Below are 23,650 nucleotides of genomic sequence, written 5' to 3'. Positions count from 1 at the left end.
GAGGTTCCACATGCATTTATTTTTAGCCATATTAGGTGGAATTGTCGGTCTGTTCGTCACAGGAGCTGGCTTCTACACAGCTTGGTCAGTTCATCAGTTATGGCGCCAACAAGCCGCCTCACCGCGAGCGGTCAGTCAGGTTGAAATTGCCGTTACGTATTTCTCACGTTGGACGTTCTTGGATTTCTCTGTTGTCGGATTATTTATTATCGGCCTTCTATTATTAATTGCAGAGCTTGTAGCGGTAGGGCGTGATCATACGGAAATTGCTAATTTCCACTGGGGATATCTGCTTACTGGGATTGTGATTTGTGCGATGGGCATGTTGATGTTGTTCATTCGATTACTTGTCGTGCTCAGTTTTCTTCCAATCGATACGTTACAACGCACTGCGGCGATTACGCCAGATCATCAGCACGAGCCAAACCACACTTATGATGCCAAATAGCGGATATAGCGCCGACAATAACGTCTTGAAGCCAATATGACTGATGACATAACTGAGGATCAGTATACTAATCAAGATCAGTTTAGGCGGCACCTTGATTCGCTGCTGCAACTGCATGGATAAGCCGTAAGCGTCTCCGATGAAGGTGGTGAATATTTCACCATAAATGACGAGCAAATAAGCCACTTGCGGTAAGTATCCGAGCTTGGTCATAATGTTGCCCATTGGAATTTCGAATTGAGCAATGCCAGGCATTTGGGCGGATAACGCATAATGGGCAGCTAGTAAAAGCAGTCCGATCCCTGCCCCGCCGAGCAGTCCTCCCCAATATAGGATGGATCGATCACGAATCGCCCCTCCCATCGGTACTAAAACAGCTTGCGCCATGGCTAAGTTGAAGGCTGTGTATAGAAACGGGGCGAACCAGATGCTCAGCAGGCTGTCATCACTGGAAATTCTCAGCCAGTTTCCAGATGCCGGGGAGTGCCACGTATAAACAACGATGACAACGCTAAAAAGCAGCATAATTGGAACGACGATCGAATTAACGGTCATGATCGCTTTAATGCCTCGCGTTAAAATGAAATAGGAGAGCAGCAAGGTCACAATCAATCCTGTTGTATAGCTCAGGTGAAGCTGCTCTTCAAACACCGTTCCAGCCCCTGCTAACATCACCGTTGTGATCCCGAACAAGACAACCATCATGAATAGTGAAATCCATTTGCCGATGTGTTCACCAAACAGCACCTTATTTAAATCCTCATAGGATTCTGCCCTCAAGTCATGCGCCATAAGCATAAGTTGAATGCCGATCCAGATGAAGAACAATGTCGATAGGGCGATCGTTAAGGTTGCGAGCGAGCCGTATCGCGTGAAAAACTGGAGAATTTCCTGCCCAGAAGCGAAGCCAGCCCCGACAACCGTTCCAATATAGGTGAAGGCTACACGGACAATCTGTGCATGTCGCATATATTGCCTCGCTTTCTTTCATTTGGTATAGTACAAGGTATGTTTGTGAACAAGCATGCATGACTGTAACTTCGTGAGCGCCCATTTGTCGAGAACTCATCTGAGGGGCTTACCTGGTAAGTCATAAGCAGGAGAGTGTTGGTGTGAAGGATTTTTTGTTTGATTTCATTAGTCATTATGGTTATATTGCCTTATATGTGATCTTGTCTGCCGGTATGATTGGCGTCCCGATTCCAGATGAAACGCTCATGGTGTTCATTGGATCGCTGACTGCCCTCGGCGGGCCTTTTGAATTTGGACCAACGTTGGCCGTGATCTACGCGGGCACCATGACGGGGATGACGGTCAGCTATGTGATCGGTCATCGTGTAGGCAAGCCATTTCTCCATCGCTATGGCAAATGGGTGAAGTTGACACCAAGCCGCATCGAACGGGCAGAAGGCTGGTTCAAAAAGTATGGCTTATGGACCGTATTTTTCGGTTATTTCGTGCCTGGTGTTCGGCATTTTACTTGCTATTTGTCGGGCGTTAGCGGGGTTAAATTTTATAAATACATCCTGTATGCGGGAACGGGTGCGCTGCTGTGGTGTTCCATCTTTTTAACTCTTGGCCGCGTGATCGGCAACAATCTGGATCATTTACTTCCGCTCATCCATACTTATTTAGGCGTATTTCTTATTGCGTTAGTCGTTCTTGGGGGACTAGGCGTCTTCCTTTACATCAGGTTTCGTAACCATCGCATTGTCGTCCTTCGACGTGATAAATCTAAAAAAAGACCTTGAATTATCACCACGACGGTGAACTCAAGGTCTTTCGTTATTAGTTCGATTATTTGAATAGTAATTAGTTATTACCAAATAGCTTAATGGACTGAATTTTGTTATCATGCGGGTCGATATCCAGTTTGAGCAGCGTTCCTTGCGCTTTGTAAGCTAACACATAGGTGGAATTCGTATCTGGTTTGCCTAAAATGTGAAGTGCCTCTTGTACGCTCTGGCCTAAACGCAGGCCATGGAGCCCTGGGTCAATATCAACGGAATGCACGTCAACGAATTCAAGTGTTCCTTTCGGATTGAAACCAACGGAGAAATCCGTGAAATCAAACACCTCGATATTGTCTTCTTCCATGGTGAATTGATGTTTGGCTTTGCCGAATCGTTCCAACACGGTGTCTTTGGCTGTTCCCAGCTTCAACCCCATCAGGGTAGGCTTTTCTTGCTGATAGGCATCTTCCGCTTTTACCTTTGGTTTCGCGCTCGGTTTAGGCGTGGTATAAGCTTGGTTGAAATCAGGTTGATCTACTTTCGTTATGCCTGCCACCTGTGCTTCATGCTTCGTTGTGTCTTCTGTTGCAGGTGAAGTGGATGGTGCTTGGATGGCCGCGACAGGCGGTGTCGTTTCCATCGGAAGCTCAGCTTGTATATGTGTTGAAACATCAGTTGTTGGTTTAGTTGCAGGAGCAGATGATTGTTGGCATCCAGCGACCAAGAATGAAGCAAATGCAACAGGCACACAGAGGGTGAGTATGGGTTTAAGAGGGTTGTTCATTGCCATCTTTCCTTTCCGCCGAAATGTCGTAACACGCTCAAATATAGGATAAGATTAATCATACTGTTTTATCGTAGGTTTTCAATGCATCTCTATGCCCAAATGTGAGCAATTCTAGAACGAATCCCAATTGTCTGGAAACCCTATACTATATAGACACGCGGGAAGGCTAAAAAGTTTCAACCTTTCCCATATTTTCATCTTGGACTTGAAACAAGCAGGATCAATATGGTAACTTACTCATAATAGAAGCGATTATGGGGGCTGATTTCATGGAATTATTGAAAAAACGGATCTTAGAGGTCGGCATCGTTGCATCCAATCAAGTACTCAAGCTTGATGCGATTTTGAACCATCAGGTTGATCCCGAGCTGATTATGGAAATGGGCAAAGAGTTCGCAAGATTATTCCGTGAAACGAAGCCGGATAAAGTATTGACCGTGGAATCATCGGGCATTCCAATAGCTTATACAACAGCGTTGCAGCTAGGTGTCCCTATGGTTTTTGCCCGTCGAAAGAAGACGTTGACGATGGATCAAGATACGTATAGCGAGCGTGTTCCATCTTTTACAAAAGGAATTGTCACCGATATTATGGTATCCTCCCATTTGTTATCCAAAGGGCAGCGCATCCTGCTGATCGATGATTTTATTGCGAATGGCGATGCAGCTCGCGGCTTAATTCGTATTGTGGAAAAAGCGGAAGCAGAGCTTGTCGGAGTGGGGATTGTCGTCGAGAAGCTATTCCAAAATGGCGGTAAATCGATTCGCGAACGCGGCATTCGCGTGGAGTCTTTGGCACGCATTGCTTCGCTCGATAATGGGCAAATCACTTTTGACTGATTTTACATCTTGCGAGTATCTTCCCTGAAACCAATTTATCCATTATAATGTTTACAAGGTAGGAGAGGAGGCTGACATCTATGGGTATCGAAAATGGTTCCATTGACTATTTCATGACAAAGCTTGGGGAAGCGAAGACTCACTTTGAACGTGCGCTTGATTGTAAACATACAGAGTTTGACGATCTGTATCCGTATATGATTGAACACCCACAATTCTTCTGGTATAAGCGCTATGTGGCCTGGTCCGAGTTGTTAACGATCGTGAAACTCTGCACGGAGCTTACGATTGAATGGGAAGGGCAGTTCTCTGTTGCGCAAGCGGATTATATCAAGAAACGCGTGATGTCTAGCAAAGTCCTTGATTTCTGGTTTGAAACGAATGATTCGAAGGAACATGTAAGCTAAGGAACACTATATACGGGAAAAGGCCAATGAATTCCACGTGAATTCTTGGCCTTTTTTATGTGCAGATCAAATCCCATTTTCTAAAACATGCATGGTCTCGATATGCCGCTTGGTTTGTTCAGAACCTAAACGATGCAATGTTCGATATATTTCGGTTAAATAATAATCATATTCCTGATTCGTCTCATTCGAGTAGTAGACTTTCCAAGGAAGCCAAGAGGTTGCATAACTGCCTTGAGAAGAATTATCCGTTTCTTCAAAAAGCTCCTGCAACTTGGCGATGTCATCATCCGTTGCTGAAATTTCAAACTCATAATCAAGTGCTGTGCTATCTTCAAGCACTTCTCCCGTGCCTACATTAACATAATAGGTTCTTTTCTCCATTGTACAGTCCTCCCTTACGGTAGGCAAAAGGTGCCTTTACCCCTAACTGATCTTGCACTCGAAGTCTTGTCATTCGTTCTTTTGTTAAGGTATCCGAAGCTCTGCGATTTTATGTAACGTTTCACCGAATTGCAAATTGGTGTATGCTAATGAAGAGATGAAGATAATAAAGGAAGATGCCATGGAGGTGCTACATAGATGATTTCGGAGGAACAATTGGACCAATACCGCGTGGAGAGCACGCTGCTGCGCGTGATTAGAGATGTAAGCCCAACAAATGATGTTCGAGGGATTGTCGTTGCTTGGGATGACGAGACGGTCCTTATTCGCAAAAAAAATCGTAGAGTGGTCAAGCTCGCCCGCGGCTACGTCTATCAGCCCTATGAGAATGAAAGGCCGCCAGCTTTCATGCTGCCTCAGGAGACGGTAGCCCCTGACGATCTGTCCGATGAGACAGAGTGAGGGTGTAACTACAACGATAGCTGGCGTGGCAATGAAGCAGGTTCAATCGCCCTATGGTCAGTATTTGCAAATTTCGAGTGAAAATCCACTGCGAACGTTAAATTCCTCTCCATGGGGGGGCGGCTTCGGTCATCATCGGTTTCTGATGAATCGGCAAGTGGACAAGACGTATAACGAAGACGATCCTGCTGTGGAAATGGAGGCGTTCATCGCACGAGAAGGGATGAATCCGCATGATACAGCAGGCATGCTTACCGCAGCATGGGTACAGGATGTAGGATTTAAGGAAATGGCCTGGCCGCTGGAGGACGAATACGGGGATCTGGTTAGAATTGAGGAAGGTGCGGAAGCTTCGCTTCGTGTCGCTGCTTGGGTGACCGTAGGACTTGGCAATAAAGCAAGAGCTGGTGCGGTACTGCCGTCAACCTCTCTGTATCCAGGCACAATCAACACGATCATTGTTATTGAGGGACATTTGACCGATGCTGCGATGGTGAACGCGGTCATTACGGCTACAGAAGCCAAAGCAGCGGCGCTTCAAGATCTGAATACTACAATCAACGGACAAATTGCAACGGGAACGAGTACGGATGCTGTTTTAATTGCTGCAACGGGCAAGGGAAAAACACACCGCTATGCAGGTACAGCAACGGCACTGGGGTATGGGATCGGCAGAACGGTTTATGAGGCTATATTGGCATCGGGTCAGCTATATGAGCTTGAAATGGCGAAGCGTAGAGAGTACCTGGGGGAATTTGGGTGAAAATGCGAGGAGCCTCTCGCATGGCGAGAGGCTCCAGAAGCTAATCCTATGTCCTGCGAGTCACGCCATATGCAAGTCCAATGGCAAGAGCGTCCAAGTCAGTGATATCTTCATCAGCTTCGCTTTTGAAGTTCGGGTCATGCACAATCGCTTGCGCCTCACCCTCTGTGAGATGACGCTGATTGCCTGTGTATTTCGGTTCTAATGCGTCAATTTCATCTTTATCCATAGGTCATGCCTCCTTTGGTATTAGGGTTCGGAGGACGAGTCGGATTTATACCCCTAGACCAAAAGTTTGATTGACGAGCTTTCTCGTCACATGGTATTATATTTTTTGTAAACGCGGTCATGGCGGAATTGGCAGACGCGCACGGTTCAGGTCCGTGTGGGCTTACCCCCGTGGAGGTTCGAGTCCTCTTGACCGCATCATAGTCGAAAGAAACCCTTCAATTCATTTTGAAGGGTTTCTTTTTGTTGAGAAGAACAGGATGGGACGAATAGAGACTGCCACATTTTTCGTATAGTAATAAGCAAGTTGACAAAAGTGGTGGTATTCATTATAGTTGTATATACAAATGAAACGGAAGGGAGGAAACATTATGCTGGATGATTACTTTCAAAATTGCATGTACTTTTCTTCGGCTTTGTTGAACAGGGCAATCACCAGAATGGCAGAAGAAACATTTAAATCTACTGGTTTGTCTCCTACGTATGCATTTTTGCTTATGGCTGTACATGAACAACCAGGTATTTCACAGAAAGAACTAGGTGAAGCCCTGCACTTGACTCCGTCAACGATAACCCGTTTTATCGAGAAGCTGATTCATAAAGAGTTAGTTCTCAGTCGAAACCGAGGGAAAGCTGTCATTAATTGAGCTTACATCGGAAGGCTTAGAACTCATGAAGGTCATTAAACAGGCTTGGAAAGAGCTATACAAGCGTTATTCGGAAGTATTAGGTGAGGATGCGGGCAAGCAATTGACCAAGATGCTTTACGAGTCTGGCAGTCAATTGGAACAAAAGCTTTGAGACATCGTTTTTCAATATTCCTATCGTAAATAGATTATTACAAAAGGAATATTTTTTATTAATAAATAGTTGTATGTACAAACAACAAAGGAGAGATTGATATGAAAACATTAGTTATCGTTACCCATCCAAACATTGAGAATTCCAGAATTAATAAGGCATGGATGCAAGCCTTGCAAAACGAAAGCACGGTTACTATTCACCAGTTATACAATGCCTATCCTGATTTTAAGATTGATGTAGCGAAAGAGCAGGAGTTGCTGATGGAGCATGATCGTATTGTTCTTCAGTTTCCTTTTTACTGGTACAGCTCTCCATCGTTATTAAAAGAATGGTTTGACGTGGTTCTCTCCTATGGCTGGGCGTATGGGGAAGGTGGAGATAAGCTGCGCGGTAAGGAGTTGGGACTGGCAGTTTCCACGTTTGGCCCTGAGCAATCTTATCAGCATAGCGGCTACAATCGCTACACGATGGAGGAATTATTAAAGCCGTTCCAGGCAACGAGCAACCTCATTGGCACTAAATTTATGACTCCTTACATTTTGAACGGAGTTATGCATGTGAACGATGAAGAACTGGCAAGAAGCACAACAGACTATGTGAAGTTCGTTACGACTCAGACAGTAACAGTAAGTTAGGCTGTTTACATGACGGAACACAGCTTAATTACGTTGAGCAAGTAAATAAAAATCGCCGTTTCAGTTTACATAGAGTGCTGAGCGGCGATTTCGTTTTTGGAACCAGAAGACAAGTCACCCAGTAGCGGCTTTCATGAATGTCAGGTATAATACATAAGATAGATTGTACAATTCTTTTGAACTAAGGAGCTGAATGATTTCATGGATAGAACAGTTAGCGTCACGCAATCTGGCAGCTTTGCTCATGTGCTTCAAACATTTGCGATTTCACTCTTGGTGTCTTTTCTTGGTACGATGATCGGTGCGATGGTCGTTCCTCCTTCGATGATCATGCTTTTCGTAATTGCAGAGGTTGTCATGCTGGTGTCAGCGATCGTAATTCGTATTCGCGGCAAACATATCGGCTACGGATTCCTCTATGCGTTTACTGCAATTTCAGGTGTAACTCTGTACCCAGTCATCATGGCATACGGCGGTTTGCTTGGCGCAAATGTGGTATCTGGCGCATTCTTTGCGACAGCAGCGATTTTCGGGTCATTGGCCTTCTATGCACACCGTTCGCAACGCGATTTTAGCTTCCTAGGCGGATTCTTGTTCGCAGGAACAATTGGTCTTGTGCTCATGAGCGTGATGGGCATGTTTTTGAATTTCGGGTCCATCACGAACCTCGTGTGGTCGTTTATTGGGATTCTGATTTTCAGCGGCTGGGTATTGTATGACGTAGCTCAGTATCGCAACGGTGTTGAACCGCAAGCTGTTCCGCTGGCTGCTTTGAATATTTATCTGGATTTCATTAACTTGTTCTTATACATCTTGCGCTTCCTAGCATCCATTGCTGGGATTAACCGCGACTAACCGAATACAACTATAAAAGCACGCTGGCTTCGCACCACAATCTTGTGGCAGGAGCAGCGTGCTTTTTTTAAGAGCCTCTTAGGGGCTTGTCTGACAAGGTTTTAGCAAGAAAGAACGAAATATCGCCTCGGAAGGTTCGATTGATTTCCAGAAGCGTATGCAGCATCTCGGTTAAATCAGCATAGCTCATGTGAACGGTTACGGGGGCTGCTTGTTCCCCAGCATAGATACTAATCCTTAAGACTAATTCAGCTTCATGCATATGAATGTCGAATTGCTCGGTGTGGAGCATGAGTTTCCACATGGAATCAAACACCTCTTTCTCTCTCTACTTACTCTAGCTTATGCGAGGCGTGTAAGATTAGACGTCCATATGACAAGCGATGTGATGTCAGAAGGCATTTTTCCGAAATAAGCACGATTTCCGCTCCCCTCTCATACAATTTAATGATCTTAATTGAAAGCGGGGAGAAGACCTATGGCGACTTGCAGCACATGGATGTATAGAGGGATTACACCTTCTGTATTCAGGGCGTTACAACAGGTCGGAAGGAGACAGGGTTTTGCGATTCCGAATACGGCTACTGGCAAATTTACAATCACTGTGGTGAGCATGAATGTAGGCTTCCAATATGCCTGGGACACCAATGCCCAAACGTTGCTTCTGCAGTGTGACAATAAGCCATTACTGTTAGGCTGTGGTACGATCAAAACGTTCGCGGACAAAATTATCGCGGAGAGCGGCGGACGGCCAGCGTGAACCGATGTGGATGAGCCTGTTCCACCTGTCTTCAGGAAGTTTAAGGCCTTCTTACTCTGGAGAGAATAGGGGTAAAGGCAGGTGGATGTATGGCCAAGAGTGATGATCTTGTGAAGTACATAACGCAGCAAGTGGTGACGTATATCGATACGCCGAAGGAAGTTCGGCAGCAAGCGAAAGCATCAAAAAAGGTCCACAAGGAAGATTGGCAAACGAGATGGTTCGGCATGCTGCCATTAGCGGCTCGGATGCTGTTCGGACGATCGAAGAAATAGCCAAAAAGGCCAACCGGCTGTGAGTTCACAACGGGTTGGCCTTTTCCTATTTACGGATATACACTGCCAAAGCCAAGTGTTTCGTCTAATCGCACATATCGCGGCCCCTCATGGTCAAGCGTGAGGTAGGTGTCCCCATGCGCCCATTGCTGGAAGCCCAGAATAGCCAGCGGCATCGTTACTTGATTGTCGTACAGATTAATGACGTACGTTAGGTCTTCATTTTGGTCGAAAGCAACTTGCAGCTCCGCTAAGGAGGTCACGGGCAGCGGTGTGCCTTGAATCCAAGGGAGCATCTCATAAGGATCGAAAGATGGACGCGTAATCGTAAGTGCACTATCCGATAGTTCTGTTCCTTTGACGATCTCGGACGTCGCGTGCGGCTTGGGATCCTCGGTGAGCGGAAGCAGCTCGCCTGATTTGGCATCGAGATAATAGGACACGTTATCTAGCGTTATTTTCCAAACAGAAGTAAGCGTACCTGCATATAGGCGGTCCAGTTGGATGTTTTTATTTCGCACAAAATCCTCAAATAAATTAGTAGATGGTATCAGTTCTTGTTGTACCAAGGAGCGATACAACGTGGACAAGCTGAACAGCGGCGAGCTGCCTGTCCCATATTCGGTTAATCGGAAATCGCCTGATTCCGTCGCATGTACGATCATGTAGCCGACTTCATGACCCTGATCGGAGAGGAGAATAACCCATCCGTGCGTGCCAGGTCCTAGCGGATAGGAGTTCCATTTGGCCCCTGTCCAGCCTTCAAAACCTTTCTCTTTCGCGAGCGTCGATTGCCACTTGCTAATTGTAGTGCCGAAGGAAGCATTTCTCGCTAAGTCGGTTATATCCGTTGAATCAGGAGCGGGGGATGCTGCTTTGCTGGGTTCTGTTACTTGGGTAAGGCTTGTCCCATCTACGTTGTCAACGGCTGAAGTGTGTAGGGGCATGAAGCCTATACTGCACAAAATTAAACATGTGGCTGTCCAAGTGGTCCATGGCTTCATCTTCGTTCACCTGCCTCTCGCTAACCTGTTAGTCTATGTGTCTATTGTAATTCTTATGCCTTAAAAAGATTGTTAGAACCTGTTGTGTACTATTTGCGAGGTTTTAGCGAGTTCCGTCAGTTTCTGGATGCATAACGGGAGGCATTTAAGTGAAATAAACCGCCATTAATGACCGAAACCGCGATGCGAGGCTTGTATTGCCAGTCGATTTCTTGCAAGCGATTACGGCATTGTGTCTCGATTTCGTCGCGCTGCGCAGGATCAGCTGCGAGGAGCAGTCCGTTGTAATAATTTTCGACACGATCAATTTCAGTACGGTGTCCTGCATTGGCATCATCGGCCCAGCGGTGATCGTAGGTGCTGATTTTGCGCTCGAGCGTCATTTCCAAAGCGTTAATGGCTTTCGGGATCGAGATCGTATCCGGCAAAATGTGGCTGTTGGCAGGCAACTGCGGAGAGAGGCTTTTGGTCAGCATCCCTTTATGAAAATGCTCGCGAATTTCACCGCTGTTCAATTGGATGGCGAGCGAGTGAATTTCGCTGCGTTTGCGATCGCAAGCCAGTTCCACCTTGTAGTTCACACAGAACCATGTGTCGTACACCAAGGAGGCGTGATAAGTGGCTCCCATGCGGAACGGTTCCTCAAATAAGTGAACAAAGCGCCCTCGCTCGCGCACGATTCTGAAGATTTGGTCCAGCCTTTGACTGCCGAAGGTGACTTCATCTTGCGGGACTCGGGCTGTTATCGTCGTGGGAACGAAGCCGAAGTACCGCCCGAGAATACTGTCTGGCTCACCAGCAACAGATTGCCCTGATGGACCGCCATATCCGGCGGTGCCTGAACCTGCGGGTGGAGGACTTTTCACAGCCGTCGCCGTCGCTGCCTTCGGCTTCGCTTCCAGCTGCATTTGCTCAGGATCGAACACGAATTTATAGGTCATCGTCTCAGCTACTGCACCAGTTCGCTCAATGAAGCTCCAGTAGTAAGGGCGGCCCGTCATTTCCCGATCGGCCTCGGGCGATAGCTTGACGGTGACATACGAGGGCGTTTTCTCCAAAATGGTACAATCGAACGTCTCCAGAAACCGCATGACGAACGTATGAATATTTCGTTTATTCATGGTCTAACCTCCACACGCTGTGTGCCGCCGACTGCATCAAGGATGCCTTGGAACTGTGCGCCATACTGTGGATTTTGCTCAATCTCGGCTTTGACTTCACTAAAGGAATGGCCTAGTTCATCGATTTGGCGGCGAATCTCTTCACTAGAGTTTGCTTCCATGACCATGCGGAACAGGGATGTTTCTAGCGAGCCTTTTTTCTCGATTTTCTCAATGATAGTGTCCAGCTGTCCAATAACGAGCTCGAACATATTAATTTTCTCATGCAGCAGGGAGAGGATATGTTCTTCAATGGTATTCCTTGTGGATAAGTTGTAAATGTTGACGTCATGCTTTTGCCCAAGCCGATGCACACGCCCAATCCGTTGTTCCACACGCATCGGGTTCCACGGCAGATCGAAGTTGATCATGTTGTGGCAAAATTGGAGATTAATGCCCTCCCCTCCCGCCTCGGTTGCAATAAGCACTTGAACCCGATTGCGGAATAGGTCCATCATCCAATCTTTTTTGCCGCGATTCATGCCGCCTCGGTAGGGCACGGCTGTGATTTTGTGTTCTTTGAGATAATTTAACAAATATTCTTGCGAAGCCCGATATTCGGTGAAAATTATGACTTTATCATTAATCTCTTGAATGAGCTTCATCGTGGTTTCGGCTTTGCTGTTCGATTTAATGCTGCGAATGAGCTCAACAAGCTCCCATATTTTCGCGCGCACGGGAGAGTCTTCAGCGGTTTTCTTGAACAAATTCACTAGCGTAATGAACACCGCGTCCCGCGAGGAGCATACTTCACGCTGGAGCGTGATCATCGAGAGCATCGAGCTGAGATCCCCCGCGCTCTCGGCATAGCGGGTACGAACGAATTGGGTCACACCATCGTAGAGGGCCTGCTCGTCCGGCGAAAGGGTGAGCGGTATGTTCCGCACAACACGCTGTGTATAATGCACGCCGCCGTCGCCGCGACGGTTGCGAATCATTACCTTCGAGAGCTCCTGCTGGAGCTGTGTTTCGTTCTTAGGCGTACGCTTACCAACGACATAGTTGGATTTGAAGTTATTTTGACCGCCGAGTTGGCCGGGTTTGAGCAGCGTGATGAGGTTGTAGAGTTCTTTGAGATCGTTCTGTACAGGCGTAGCTGTTAAGAGCAGGCAGTATTTCTTGCGCAACTCATTGACGAAGGTGTAGTTGGTCGTTTTTTTGTTTTTGAGCTTATGCGCTTCATCGACAATGAGCATATCGTATTCCAAGCCCATCACGATGTCGCGATGCGGATCACGTTTGGCCGTATCCATCGAAGCGACGATGATGTCGGCTTGCTGCCACATATACGCCTTCTTATGCGCGACCGCAGGGATACCGAACTTGCTATTCAGCTCCCGCACCCATTGGAGCACAAGGGAAGCGGGTACGAGGATGAGCGTTTTGCGGACCAAGCCGCGGATCATGTATTCTTTTAAAATCAAACCAGCTTCGATCGTTTTCCCAAGTCCGACTTCATCGGCTAATATCGCGCGTCCGCGCATCTCATTCAGGACACGCTTCGCGGTTTCGATCTGGTGCGCCATCGGTTCAAGTGTTCCTAGGTGACGCAGGCATTGCATTTCATCGAAACTAGAAATAAGCCCCGACTCTTCCGATTCGTAGGCAAGCTGATAGAGTGTCCAGTCGTCCCAAGGCCCTCCGCCGCGTACGCGATGGTCCAGCTCGGTAAACCAGTCTCTTTCGATATGCATATCCAGTTGTTTATGAATGGGGCGGATGTTCTCTTGCTGATCATGTTGACGCATGGACTTGCCCTCCCAAAAGTTTTGCGTAGCAAAACTAGCATCGTAAGCATACGCTACGTTCTGATTCTGCGATTGGCCTGCAAAACGTCGAATACATGCTAGTATGTCCGATAGAAGCATCTTTCATAACTTTTCCCATGGAAGTGTTTATGCAGGCGGTCAGAGCGGAAGTCGTAACCGGTGGCGTATCTATGCTATGATAGAGAGTAGTTTGGGTAATCAGGCATAATGGAAGGATGAGGTACACGAATGATGACGGCATGGCGATTTATACATACAGGAGATCGGTCTCCTGCTGAAAATATGGCTTTGGATGAAGCGATTTTGACCGCACATGGTGAAGGCAAAGTTCCGCCAACGGTGCGGTTTTACGGATGGAATCCTGCGACACTGTCGATTGGGTATTTTCAAAAGGCGGCAGAAGTCGATCAGGAGGCTGTCGCGAACGAGGGGATCGGTTTCGTACGCCGTCCGACAGGCGGAAGAGCGGTCCTGCACGATAAGGAGCTCACATATAGCATCATTGTGGCAGAGGACTACCCAGGTATTCCGCGCAATGTGACGGAAGCGTACCGCGTACTGAGTGAAGGGCTTCTGCAAGGCTTTCGAGCGCTAGGGTTAGGTGCGGAAATGGTTCAGTTGGCAAGCGATGAGGAAAAGGAGAAATACGCTTCCGCAGGTTCGGCTGCTTGCTTCGATTCTCCGTCGTGGTACGAGCTTGTCGTAGAAGGCAGGAAGGTGGCTGGCAGTGCGCAGGTACGGCAGAAAGGCGTTGTGCTGCAGCACGGCTCTATTCTACTTGACATGGACACGGATCAATTATTCCGGATGCTGCGATTCTCGAATGAGAAAGTAGCCGATCGGATGAAACAAAGCTTCCTGAAGAAAGCGGTGGCGATTAACGAATTGCTGCGTGCACAGGGGAAAAAGGAAGTGACGCTGCGCGAGGTGGAGGAAGCCTTCCGCCGTGAGATTGCGCTGGGCCTCGGTGTTGAGCTCGTCGAGTCTGCATTGACGGACTATGAGATTGAGCTAACGAATCGTCTTGTTCAAGAGAAGTACGGTACTGAAGAGTGGAATTTGCGTCGATAAGGTGAAAAAAATAACGCCGTCCTGTTGAAGGAACGGCGTTATATTTGTGTTTATCCGAGTACGACTCGGTCATCCGCCAGCTTATTCCCGCTGATGCGCTCGAACTCCCCAAGCAGTTGTTCGACCGTGAGGTCTTTCTTCCGTTCTTCGTTCACATCGAGAATGATACGGCCTTTATCCATCATGATGAGGCGATTGCCTAGTCGAATGGCTTGCTCCATGTTGTGCGTGACCATCAGTGTGGTCAGCTTCATTTCCCGGACGATTTCATCAGTCAATCGTGTAATCAGCTCGGCACGCGCAGGATCTAAAGCTGCGGTATGCTCATCCAGCAGCAGAATCTGCGGCTGGGTGAAGGTCGCCATCAGCAAGCTGAGCGCTTGGCGCTCGCCGCCGGAGAGCAGTCCGACTTTCGCGCGCAGACGGCCTTCCAGGCCGATGCCGAGGCGCTGCAGCTGCTCCAGGAACAACGCGCGCTTACGCGCGTTGACGCCGAAGCTCAGGCCGCGCTTCTTGCCGCGGGCGTACGCCATGGCGAGATTCTCCTCGATGGTCATTCGAGGAGCGGTCCCAGCCATGGGGTCTTGGAAGACGCGGCCGATCCAGCGGCTGCGCTCAAACTCCGGCAGGTGATGAATCACCTCGCCGTTAATGCGAACTTCGCCGGCATCTGGTGTCATGACGCCGGAGATGGTGTTCATCAACGTAGATTTGCCAGCGCCATTACTGCCGATCACCGTGACGAAGTCACCTGGATTCAAGTTCAACTGAATGCCGATCAGTGCGATTTTTTCATCAGCGGAACCTGGGTTAAATAATTTAGAGACGTTCGAGAGCTGCAGCACTATCGCTCACCTCCAGGATTCGTTTGCAAAGCGCGTGCAATGAGCTCCGCTGTGCGTTTCTTAGCCGTTGCTTTTTGCTTAATGGCACGCTGCACGGAAGGAAGTACGAGCGCAATAATAACGATGATGGCGGTAATGAGCTTCAAATCGGACGCTTTCAGCCACTCGACTCTCAGTGCTAAAGCAACAACGATACGGTACACGATGGAGCCGAGAACAGCCGCCAAAGTGGCTTGGAAAACCGAACGAGCACCGAAAATCGCTTCGCCAATAATAACGGATGCCAGTCCAATGACGATCATCCCGATTCCCATGGAGATATCAGCAAATCCAGACTGCTGCGCAATAAGCGCGCCAGATAGCGCCACTAACCCATTGGACAAGCTCAATCCTAGGATCGTTGTGTTGTGGGTATTTGCACCGAAGCTGCGGATCATTCGCGCATTGTCTCCCGTTGCTCGCAGAGCAAGTCCAAGATCAGTATGCAGGAACGCATCAAGCAATAATTTGAACACGACAACTATAATTAGAACAATCGTAATTGGCGACACAGCAGTAAATAATGTATCTACACCAAGAAGCGAAATGTTCGGCTTGCCCATGATGCGCATATTAATCGAATACAGGGCAATCATCATTAGAATCCCTGAAAGCAATCCATTAATTTTACCCTTCGTATGAAGCAATCCTGTACAAGCCCCAGCCACAAGTCCACCTGCAAAAGCAGCTAAACAAGCTAGCAGCGGAGAGTAACCATTGGCAATCAGAATCGCAGCAATCGCACCGCCAGTTGTAAAACTTCCATCCACCGTGAGGTCGGGGAAATCGAGAATTCGAAACGTGATATAAACACCAAGCGCCATCAAGGCATACAGAAGACCCAGCTCGACGGCACCATTTATGGAATCCAACATCGATATTTTCCTCCTTACTTTGAAAAAAAGAGATGAACGAAAGTGACGTTCACCCCTTTTAGTGTGTACTCTTTACTGAATGATGTTTTTGTCTTTATCTTTGACTGCGTTTTTCATCGCATCTGTGACTTCGATTCCTTGCGCTTTAGCGGCTTTCAGGTTCAGGATCAGATCCATTTTGTCAGGTACGGTTACTTTCATGTCACCTGGCTTTTTGCCGTTTTTGAGAATGTCGACTGCCATTTGACCTACTTGGTAACCATGGTCATAGTATTTGAAACCAACGGTAGCAAAAGCCCCTTTTTCAACGGTATCGCGATCGCTCGAGAAGAAAGGGATTTTCTTTTCATTGGCAACTTGAATGATACCATCCACGCCGCTAACAACGGTGTTATCTAAGGTAATCAAGAAGGCATCTGCGCGTCCTACTAGGGATTGTGCAGCTTGCTTCACTTCCGATGTGTTCGTAACAGGCGCTTTAATGAGCTTAATGCCATGTTTGCTTAGTGATTGCTCTGCATTTTTCGCCATAATGACCGCATTCGGCTCACCTTCATTAATGACAAGGCCAACAGTTTTCACTTTAGGCATGTTAGCAGCTACAAAATCCATCAATTGAGCAACCGCCATTGGGTTCGTATCTGAAGCTCCAGAAACATTGCCGCCTGGCTTGTCTGCATTTGGCACGATTTTGGCTGCAACGGGATCTGTTACCGCAGCGAAAAGAATTGGAGCTTTCTTCACTTGCTGTACGACTGCTTGCGCGGAAGGAGTTGCAATCCCGAGTACAAGATCGTAGTCAGCGGAAGCTATTTTTTGAGCAATGGATAAGTTATTAGGTTGATCGCCTTGCGCATTGTTGAAATCGACTTTCAAATTGGTGCCTTCCACGATGCCGGCATCCTTCAGTGCAGCAAGGAAGCCTTGACGTGTTGCATCCAACGAAGGATGTTCCACAATTTGCGAGATCGCAAGTTTGTACGTTTTTTGGGCGGAAGCTGAAGCCGCTGGTTTTGCTGATGCTGCTCCTCCTGCTGCAGGTGTTGGTTCAGACTTCTGCCCACAGCCTGCTACAACCATTAGTGCTGCTGTTAAAACGAATGATAAGACCGCTTTCTTTTTCAACATGATTGCCCCTCTCGAAGTTCTTGCTTGTTGCTTGGACGCATTGCTCTCCCACCACTTTAACGCTTTTGTTCAGCGAAGTGTTGGGTGTGATGAACCCAAGGCTGATAATAATTAACCATAGTTTAATTGTGTATGGGGATTCCGTCAATAGGGTGCTCGTTATTCGAAGGGGATGAGAATAGCCCAAAGAGCCATTAAGCATGGCTGCTTGGGCTGTTTATGTTTGATTCATTGGAGGGGGGGGCTGCTCAATTTAGAAAAGTTTTCTCGAACTCACGTTGCAGCGTTTGGGTTAAAGGACCAGGTGCGCCAGTGCCAATGGCTTGTCCATCGATTTCGAGCAGCGGTGTGATTTCTACGGTAGTCCCTGTGATAAACGCTTCATCCGCCAGAAGCAGCTGCCCCGTGGTAAAAGCTTCTTCTTTAACCGGAATGCCCAGTGTATGCGCGATTCGTAAGACAACGGCCCTTGTAATGCCATGCAAAATCAAGTGATTCGCAGGATGCGTGTAGAGGGTCTGGTTTTTCACAATCATCAGATTCGATGCGCTGCATTCTGTCACCGTGCCTTCACGATGGAGCACAACTTCTTGCACACCATGATCAAGCGCAGCTTGTTTGGCGAGAACGTTGGGGAGCAGATTCAAGGTCTTGAGATCGCAGCGCAGCCAGCGAATGTCGGGTTGGGTAACAGCTTTGATGCCGTTCTCAATAGTGGCTAACGGGCGCTTCACTTCGTTGCTATAGGCAAGAACAATCGGCTCCGCCTGTGTCGGGAAAGGATGTGCGCGAGGTGCCTCACCACGGGTGATTTGCAAATAAATCGTGCCCTCGTTGAGGCCATTCTTTTGAATCAATTCATTCAGGATTTGTACGAAAGCTTCATTGGAATAAGGCAGTTGCAGACGTACTTCAGCCGCCGTGCGCAGTAATCGCTGCATATGAGCTTCACACTCATAAAGCTGACCTTGATACACGCGAAATACTTCGTAAATGCCGTCACCGAAATAATAGCCGCGATCGTCAGGTGAAATTTGAACGTCCTTCGCGTCAACGAATTCATTTTTGAAAAAATACATGATTCATCCCTCCATTTTGCACAAAAATATTTGATCGAACGTACGTTCTATATGTCTGGAAAATGTGATATACTATTTCTACGTTACCAAACGTTATGAAGGACGTCAAAACTAGCATTTTATGATATGAAAATCAATGGGTAATTAGACTTTGTCTATGCTAAATATTGTGTAGTATAATCAGAAACGAATACCAGATATTGTGAATTGGCAGTTTCTGGATCTTGTAGGGATTATCTTAAATCGCAGCACTATTTGCGGCTAATTGGGAGGGTTTTGAAAGATGGGGAATGGCTACACCAGTAAGAAGTTGACGGGTTTGAGCGAGAAAATATTTCTGGATCGGTATGCGCTGAAGGATGCAGATACGAGTCAAGCGAAAGTGGGAGACACTGTTCTCGTACTGACCAAAGATGATCCGAAATTTCCAGCCAAAGAAGTTGGTGAAATTGTTAGCCGTGAGGGAAATACAGTGAAGGTTCTGACACGCAGCGGTGAAACGGTTGAATCTGCGGTTGAGAAGCTGACATTAAATAGAGAAAAGACACCTGAGGAAATGTGGGATCGTTTGGCAGGAGCGATGGCCTCCGTCGAGGCAACACCTGAGAAGCGCGCAGAATGGACCGAGAAATTCAAGTATGTATTGAATGATTGGAAGCTTGTACCTGGCGGTCGAATCGCGGCTGGCGCGGATGCGAGTGACGAGTTGACGCTGTTCAACTGCTATGTCATTCCATCACCGCATGATAGTCGCGGCGGTATTATGAGCACCCTGTCGGAGATGACAGAAATCATGTCGCGCGGCGGCGGCGTAGGAATCAATTTATCTTCCTTGCGACCAAGACGTTCCATTGTCAAAGGCGTGAATGGATCGTCAAGCGGCGCTGTTTCGTGGGGCGGCTTGTTCAGCTATACAACGGGCTTAATCGAGCAAGGTGGGAGCCGCCGCGGAGCGCTTATGCTTATGATCAATGACTGGCATCCGGATTTGGAGGATTTCATTACAGTGAAGTCCACGATGGGGCAAATTACGAACGCCAACTTGTCGGTGTGTGTGAGTAACGGCTTTATGAAAGCTGTGAAGGAAGACTTGGAGTGGGAGCTTGTATTCCCTGATACGACTGATCCTGATTACGATACACAGTGGAACGGTGACTTGGCAGCTTGGAAAGCATTAGGCAAATCGGTTAAGCCATATCGTACGGTGCGTGCACGGGAAGTATGGCATACAATTATTGAGTCCGCTTGGAAATCCGCAGAGCCTGGCGTTGTGTTCCTTGAGTATTATAACCAAATGTCGAACAGTTGGTATTTTAATCCGATTATTTGTACGAATCCGTGTGGAGAACAGGGATTGCCTGCATGGGGAGTGTGTAATTTATCCGCGATTAACTTATCCAAGTTCTATGATGAAGCGAACCACGATGTGGATTGGGAAGATCTCGCTAAAGTCGTTCGCTACTCAACGCGTTTCTTAGATAACGTGATTGATAAAACGCCGTATCATTTTGAAGAGAATCGAGCGAACCAGAAGAACGAACGCCGTGTAGGTCTTGGCACGATGGGACTTGCTGAGCTTATGATCAAATTGAAAATTCGTTATGGCAGCCCGGAATCCTTAGTATTCCTGGATAAAATTTATGGCTTTATGGCGAGAGAAGCTTATCTGGCATCTGCAGAAATTGCAGGAGAAAAGGGTTCTTTCCAAGCGTTTATCGCAGATAAATTTATGGAAAGCGGATTTATGAAGAAGATGACCAGCGTCTATCCAGAAGTCGGGGAAGCGATTCGTGAGCAAGGTATGCGTAACGTAACTGTAATTACCCAAGCGCCTACAGGAAGCACAGGAACGATGGTTGGTACATCGACGGGAATTGAGCCGTATTTTGCCTTTGAATATTTCCGCCAAAGCCGACTTGGCTTCGACAAGCAGTACGTACCGATCGCGCAGGAATGGAAGGATGCACATCCTGATCAAGACCTGCCAGACTATTTCGTAACCTCGATGAGCTTGACGGCGGAAGATCATATTCGTGCGCAAGCGGCTATCCAAACATGGGTGGACAGCTCGATTTCGAAGACGGCGAATTGCCCGTCTGACTTCACGGTAGAAGAAACGAAACGACTGTACGAACTGGCGTTCGATCTGGGTTGTAAAGGTGTGACCATCTATCGCGATGGCAGTCGTGATGTTCAAGTGTTGAGCACAAGCTCAGATAAGAAGGAAGAAACGAAAGTGGAGACTCAACCAGAAGTTGCTCCAGTAGCTGTCGCGGCAGAGGCTTTGGTGGAAAATGAAAGCTTCACTTCTATTTCTAGCAAACTAGCCGTGAATGTGGATGCGAAGACGGAGCAGGTCTTCGACAAGCAGTACAAACGCCGTCCGCAAATTCTGCGCGGCGCTACGTATAAAGTGAATACACCTTTCGGGATGGCGTACATCACAATCAATGATATGAACGGAACGCCGAGCGAGATTTTTCTTAACGTAGGAAAGGCAGGGTCCGACGTGTTCGCGATGTCCGAGGCACTCGGCCGCGTGTGCTCCTTGTTCTTGCGCTATGGCGATCACGGTGACAAAGTGAAGCTGCTCGTGAAGCACTTGAAAGGTATTGGCGGCTCCGGCGCCATTGGTTTTGGAAACAACCGCGTCGAGTCAATCGCAGACGCGGTGGCAAAAGCGCTCGAGCAGCACGACGAAGTGATGAGCGAGCCTGACGACGCGCGGAACTACGTGACCGCGACGAGTGAGGTGCTTGAGGCGGCGCCTGCGGCGGCTGTCGCCGCGTATAGCGGGCACGCGGCTTCGAACGCGACGAGTGTCGCGTCGAAGGACCTGTGCACAGCGTGCGGTTCCGCTTCGCTGGTGAACAGCGAAGGGTGCAAGAACTGTGTCAACTGCGGATACAGCAGATGTTCGTAGGAAGAAGCCAGGGTGGGAACCCTGGCTTCTTCTTGTCAAATTCCAGAAATAATTAGAATTGTTCCAGAATTCAGTAGACGGTCTGTTCCATATTTTTTTAGACATATCACTTTATACATTTTAATGAATAAATATACAACAAGGTCAGTCGGCAAAGCATTGTCGTCTGACCTTGTTTGTTATTGAGGGATGAGGATGAATTAAATGAGATCATTACCAAATTTAATTGATAAATATCCTGATGAATCATTAGAAGGTTTTTTGTGTAGATTTGCTCTAGTAAATCATCGCGAAGTCAAAGATTTGGAATTAGGGTACCTTAGAAGTGACGCTTCTGAAGAAAATATTAATAAATATCTTGCATCAATATCAATTTTGACTGGACAGGATATATCCAAGGACTTTTTATTTCCTTTTAAATGGTATCTCAAAGGACTAACTTTACCTGAATGGAAAAACCATTACTATACGCGATTTTGCCCGAATTGTATAAAAGAAAAGACATATCATAGGACTATTTGGTCACTGAGTCACCACACGTCTTGTATAAAACATTTAATATATTTAATAGAAAATTGTTATTATTGTCACAAAAAAATAAAAATTGAGGATGTAACGAAAGGGAGGTGTGGTACTTGTCATTGCTTGTTGAAGCATACTCCGGTTGTTGATGTTAATAATGAAAAAGAGTATGTGACAGAGGATGGTGGATTTAAAGAAATAGGTTGTTTATATTTAAGGCATTCATTAAATGAAACAGAACAAATATATTTAACAAGGTGGCTATCATATTATTTGGTAGATAGAACAAAGCTTTTTAATTTAAATTTAAATTCAACTGAGAAACAAAGACTTGCTAAGGGGTACTACCATGAAATAGTTTTACAAAGAAGATTTTTATCACTTGCTCATGATTTACTCTCAGCATGGCCGTCAAAACTAGTTTTATTTTTAAGAATTCATTTTAACGGATCGTACGATAAAGTAAAGGAGTTTATGTTCAAATTTGTTTATTCAATGCCTTATGAAAATATTAAGAAATTACTCTGGAAAGTTCATGAGCGTGAAAGGGGATATAAAGATATTCGTTTTGAACATCAATACTACGATCACAATTTTTTATTAATAGAAGACCTTTTAGAAATTAATAATATTCCTGAAGAGATACTTCATCGAATTATAAAAAAAAATAAATTGGAATTTATAAAACATCCTAGAAATAATCTCAATATTATTAATTCAGAGTGTATTCCACTTATACAAAATCAAGTCAGAAATTACTCTGGAAAGATAAATTTTATCTCTGTAGGTGCTGTAGCTAAAAGATGGAATGTTAGTATTAAAACAGCGAAATTGATTTGTGAGATGTTTGAGGTTCCGAGTCGGAGTATTCTTGAATCAGTATGCTTCAAACTATCTGAGTTAGAAGTTCTCGATCAAAAAGCGACTCAGTATATCGCAGTCCAAGATCTATTAGATAAAAGTATTTGGAGCAAAGATACTTTAATAGAGTATTTAAGTAGAAGAAATATTGAAATAGTTTTTCGGTCGAGAATAAATCGATGGGAATATTTATATTTAAGAGAAGATGCAATGAATGCATTTAATGTCTTGAGTAATAACAAAAGTGATTACCTAACTAGACGTGAAGTGATTAATCAATTAGGTAAGGAGCTTTTTAAAGCTGGGCAATTGGATGTGTACTATTCTTCAGGCGGTAAAACGGATGCTCCACATTTTTTGAAATTTGATGTGAATCATGTGATTAGTATGTTTGAGAAACATGAAAATATTAAGGAAGTTTTTAAAATTCGTAATAAAGAGATTTTCATGAGAAATATGATCAAGAAGTAGAGACTTTTTTAATAAAAATAAACATGGCGACTGTCTTTAGTCACCATGTTTATTTTTATTCATACATTTCCAGTAGGATGTTCTTTACTTTTTTTACCTCGCTGGATTTTAAAGAAAGTAGCAAATTTACAATTTGCTCCAAATCATCTGATTTATCTTTGGTTCGGCTTTTTTGCCTAGTATATTCCAATAAGTCATACAATCCAACGTTCAGTGCTGTCGCAATTTTTGCAAGATTTAGAACGGAGATGTTTTTTTCTGCACGTTCTACTCCACCAATATATGTATAGTGAAAATCAGCTAATTCCCCTAATTGTTCTTGTGAGAATCCTCTTTGCTTACGTAAATCACGTATTCGTTCACCAATTAATTTTAAAGTAGGATCTGACATTGGCTAACACCTCTAATTGAAGTGTAGTCAAGATACATGAAGTCAAACATATGCGAAATCATATTATATAAATAAAAATGCTATCTATTTGTATTAATAATCTAGTTTTTGGTGATATTAATAGTAATAGAT

At 46.0% G+C, this 23,650-nt stretch carries 28 protein-coding genes and 1 tRNA gene; 16 read left to right on the top strand and 13 right to left on the bottom strand.

What is annotated here, in order from left to right; translation table 11 throughout:
- The first annotated feature begins 10 nt into the window (after positions 1–10).
- On the top strand, positions 11–448 hold the full coding sequence (locus MJB10_RS18440) for a hypothetical protein (protein WP_314797043.1): 438 nt from the start codon (positions 11–13) through the stop codon (positions 446–448).
- Here MJB10_RS18440 and MJB10_RS18435 read toward each other — a convergent pair.
- A complete protein-coding gene (locus MJB10_RS18435; protein ID WP_314797041.1) occupies positions 380–1,417 on the bottom strand; it encodes a YkvI family membrane protein in 1,038 nt (345 codons plus the stop codon). The genes MJB10_RS18440 and MJB10_RS18435 overlap by 69 nt on opposite strands.
- Positions 1,418–1,560: 143 nt before the next feature.
- On the opposite strand from MJB10_RS18435, the gene MJB10_RS18430 reads away from it, so the two are divergent.
- Complete coding sequence (locus MJB10_RS18430) at positions 1,561–2,199, top strand: DedA family protein (protein WP_314797040.1); 639 nt, start codon at positions 1,561–1,563, stop codon at positions 2,197–2,199.
- Positions 2,200–2,260: 61 nt separating this feature from the next.
- Here MJB10_RS18430 and MJB10_RS18425 read toward each other — a convergent pair whose 3' ends face one another.
- On the bottom strand, positions 2,261–2,971 hold the full coding sequence (locus MJB10_RS18425; protein ID WP_314797038.1) for a DUF4309 domain-containing protein: 711 nt from the start codon (positions 2,969–2,971) through the stop codon (positions 2,261–2,263).
- A 266-nt stretch (positions 2,972–3,237) separates the two neighbouring features.
- Here MJB10_RS18425 and MJB10_RS18420 point away from each other — a divergent pair, with 266 nt between their 5' ends.
- On the top strand, positions 3,238–3,807 hold the full coding sequence (locus tag MJB10_RS18420) for a xanthine phosphoribosyltransferase (RefSeq protein ID WP_314797037.1): 570 nt from the start codon (positions 3,238–3,240) through the stop codon (positions 3,805–3,807).
- Positions 3,808–3,887: 80 nt separating this feature from the next.
- Positions 3,888–4,214 carry a hypothetical protein gene (locus MJB10_RS18415; RefSeq protein ID WP_314797035.1) on the top strand — a complete coding sequence of 109 codons (327 nt, stop codon included), beginning with the start codon at positions 3,888–3,890 and terminating at the stop codon, positions 4,212–4,214.
- 66 nt (positions 4,215–4,280) lie between these two features.
- On the opposite strand, the gene MJB10_RS18410 is transcribed toward MJB10_RS18415, so the two are convergent.
- Positions 4,281–4,598: a hypothetical protein gene (locus tag MJB10_RS18410; protein ID WP_314797034.1), complete on the bottom strand. Its 318-nt coding sequence runs from the start codon at positions 4,596–4,598 to the stop codon at positions 4,281–4,283.
- A gap of 198 nt (positions 4,599–4,796) precedes the next feature.
- On the opposite strand from MJB10_RS18410, the gene MJB10_RS18405 reads away from it, so the two are divergent.
- Together MJB10_RS18405 and MJB10_RS18400 are read left to right on the top strand one after the other, a co-directional pair.
- Positions 4,797–5,060 carry a hypothetical protein gene (locus MJB10_RS18405; protein ID WP_314797032.1) on the top strand — a complete coding sequence of 88 codons (264 nt, stop codon included), beginning with the start codon at positions 4,797–4,799 and terminating at the stop codon, positions 5,058–5,060.
- Positions 5,047–5,823 carry an adenosylcobinamide amidohydrolase gene (locus tag MJB10_RS18400; RefSeq protein ID WP_314797030.1) on the top strand — a complete coding sequence of 259 codons (777 nt, stop codon included), beginning with the start codon at positions 5,047–5,049 and terminating at the stop codon, positions 5,821–5,823. The genes MJB10_RS18405 and MJB10_RS18400 overlap by 14 nt, the downstream gene beginning before the upstream one ends.
- A 46-nt stretch (positions 5,824–5,869) precedes the next feature.
- Here MJB10_RS18400 and MJB10_RS18395 read toward each other — a convergent pair whose 3' ends face one another.
- On the bottom strand, positions 5,870–6,052 hold the full coding sequence (locus MJB10_RS18395) for a hypothetical protein (protein ID WP_314797028.1): 183 nt from the start codon (positions 6,050–6,052) through the stop codon (positions 5,870–5,872).
- Between the two features lie 113 nt (positions 6,053–6,165).
- On the opposite strand from MJB10_RS18395, the gene MJB10_RS18390 reads away from it, so the two are divergent.
- From MJB10_RS18390 to MJB10_RS18370, 5 genes are all read left to right on the top strand, one after another.
- Positions 6,166–6,249, top strand: a tRNA-Leu gene (locus MJB10_RS18390).
- 173 nt (positions 6,250–6,422) lie between these two features.
- Complete coding sequence (locus MJB10_RS18385; protein WP_314797027.1) at positions 6,423–6,698, top strand: MarR family winged helix-turn-helix transcriptional regulator; 276 nt, start codon at positions 6,423–6,425, stop codon at positions 6,696–6,698.
- 25 nt (positions 6,699–6,723) lie between these two features.
- Positions 6,724–6,852, top strand: a complete 129-nt coding sequence (locus MJB10_RS18380; protein WP_314797025.1) for a hypothetical protein — start codon at positions 6,724–6,726, stop codon at positions 6,850–6,852.
- 101 nt (positions 6,853–6,953) lie between these two features.
- Positions 6,954–7,490 (top strand): NAD(P)H-dependent oxidoreductase, encoded by a 537-nt coding sequence (locus MJB10_RS18375; protein WP_314797023.1) that lies wholly within the window; start codon positions 6,954–6,956, stop codon positions 7,488–7,490.
- A 201-nt stretch (positions 7,491–7,691) separates the two neighbouring features.
- Complete coding sequence (locus MJB10_RS18370; RefSeq protein WP_314797022.1) at positions 7,692–8,345, top strand: Bax inhibitor-1/YccA family protein; 654 nt, start codon at positions 7,692–7,694, stop codon at positions 8,343–8,345.
- Positions 8,346–8,412: 67 nt separating this feature from the next.
- Here MJB10_RS18370 and MJB10_RS18365 read toward each other — a convergent pair whose 3' ends face one another.
- Positions 8,413–8,649, bottom strand: a complete 237-nt coding sequence (locus MJB10_RS18365; RefSeq protein ID WP_314797021.1) for a hypothetical protein — start codon at positions 8,647–8,649, stop codon at positions 8,413–8,415.
- A 174-nt stretch (positions 8,650–8,823) separates the two neighbouring features.
- Between MJB10_RS18365 and MJB10_RS18360 the strand changes: the two genes are divergently transcribed.
- Positions 8,824–9,105, top strand: a complete 282-nt coding sequence (locus MJB10_RS18360; RefSeq protein ID WP_314797020.1) for a hypothetical protein — start codon at positions 8,824–8,826, stop codon at positions 9,103–9,105.
- Between the two features lie 89 nt (positions 9,106–9,194).
- Positions 9,195–9,380: a YqzE family protein gene (locus MJB10_RS18355; protein ID WP_314797018.1), complete on the top strand. Its 186-nt coding sequence runs from the start codon at positions 9,195–9,197 to the stop codon at positions 9,378–9,380.
- A 50-nt stretch (positions 9,381–9,430) separates the two neighbouring features.
- Here MJB10_RS18355 and MJB10_RS18350 read toward each other — a convergent pair whose 3' ends face one another.
- The 3 genes from MJB10_RS18350 to MJB10_RS18340 form a co-directional block, all read right to left on the bottom strand.
- Positions 9,431–10,384 carry a hypothetical protein gene (locus MJB10_RS18350; RefSeq protein ID WP_314797016.1) on the bottom strand — a complete coding sequence of 318 codons (954 nt, stop codon included), beginning with the start codon at positions 10,382–10,384 and terminating at the stop codon, positions 9,431–9,433.
- A gap of 116 nt (positions 10,385–10,500) precedes the next feature.
- Positions 10,501–11,505: a YqhG family protein gene (locus MJB10_RS18345; RefSeq protein WP_314797014.1), complete on the bottom strand. Its 1,005-nt coding sequence runs from the start codon at positions 11,503–11,505 to the stop codon at positions 10,501–10,503.
- A complete protein-coding gene (locus MJB10_RS18340; RefSeq protein ID WP_314797012.1) occupies positions 11,502–13,292 on the bottom strand; it encodes a DEAD/DEAH box helicase in 1,791 nt (596 codons plus the stop codon). The genes MJB10_RS18345 and MJB10_RS18340 overlap by 4 nt, the downstream gene beginning before the upstream one ends.
- Before the next feature lie 252 nt (positions 13,293–13,544).
- On the opposite strand from MJB10_RS18340, the gene MJB10_RS18335 reads away from it, so the two are divergent.
- Complete coding sequence (locus MJB10_RS18335; RefSeq protein ID WP_314805725.1) at positions 13,545–14,384, top strand: lipoate--protein ligase family protein; 840 nt, start codon at positions 13,545–13,547, stop codon at positions 14,382–14,384.
- Between the two features lie 50 nt (positions 14,385–14,434).
- Here the strand turns inward: MJB10_RS18335 and MJB10_RS18330 are convergent, their stop codons facing one another.
- The 4 genes from MJB10_RS18330 to dat form a co-directional block, all read right to left on the bottom strand.
- Positions 14,435–15,229 (bottom strand): ABC transporter ATP-binding protein, encoded by a 795-nt coding sequence (locus MJB10_RS18330; protein WP_314797010.1) that lies wholly within the window; start codon positions 15,227–15,229, stop codon positions 14,435–14,437.
- Positions 15,229–16,143 carry an ABC transporter permease gene (locus MJB10_RS18325; RefSeq protein ID WP_314797008.1) on the bottom strand — a complete coding sequence of 305 codons (915 nt, stop codon included), beginning with the start codon at positions 16,141–16,143 and terminating at the stop codon, positions 15,229–15,231. Before MJB10_RS18325 ends, MJB10_RS18330 begins: the two co-directional genes overlap by 1 nt.
- A 72-nt stretch (positions 16,144–16,215) precedes the next feature.
- Positions 16,216–17,271, bottom strand: coding sequence for an ABC transporter substrate-binding protein (locus MJB10_RS18320; protein ID WP_314797006.1), 1,056 nt, complete (start codon positions 17,269–17,271; stop codon positions 16,216–16,218).
- Positions 17,272–17,519: 248 nt separating this feature from the next.
- Positions 17,520–18,350, bottom strand: coding sequence for a D-amino-acid transaminase (gene dat, locus MJB10_RS18315; RefSeq protein WP_314797005.1), 831 nt, complete (start codon positions 18,348–18,350; stop codon positions 17,520–17,522).
- 283 nt (positions 18,351–18,633) lie between these two features.
- On the opposite strand from dat, the gene MJB10_RS18310 reads away from it, so the two are divergent.
- Both MJB10_RS18310 and MJB10_RS18305 read left to right on the top strand, forming a co-directional pair.
- Positions 18,634–21,273, top strand: coding sequence for an adenosylcobalamin-dependent ribonucleoside-diphosphate reductase (locus MJB10_RS18310; protein ID WP_314797004.1), 2,640 nt, complete (start codon positions 18,634–18,636; stop codon positions 21,271–21,273).
- Positions 21,274–21,477: 204 nt separating this feature from the next.
- Positions 21,478–23,127 carry a TniQ family protein gene (locus MJB10_RS18305; protein ID WP_314797002.1) on the top strand — a complete coding sequence of 550 codons (1,650 nt, stop codon included), beginning with the start codon at positions 21,478–21,480 and terminating at the stop codon, positions 23,125–23,127.
- Positions 23,128–23,182: 55 nt separating this feature from the next.
- Here the strand turns inward: MJB10_RS18305 and MJB10_RS18300 are convergent, their stop codons facing one another.
- Positions 23,183–23,518, bottom strand: coding sequence for a helix-turn-helix domain-containing protein (locus tag MJB10_RS18300; protein ID WP_314797000.1), 336 nt, complete (start codon positions 23,516–23,518; stop codon positions 23,183–23,185).
- Positions 23,519–23,650: the final 132 nt, after the last annotated feature.

Origin of the sequence: Paenibacillus sp. MBLB1832, assembly GCF_032271945.1 — a bacterium.
In the GTDB taxonomy this organism is placed as follows: domain Bacteria; phylum Bacillota; class Bacilli; order Paenibacillales; family NBRC-103111; genus Paenibacillus_E; species Paenibacillus_E roseopurpureus.
This window is presented reverse-complemented; position numbering and strand designations above follow the sequence as displayed.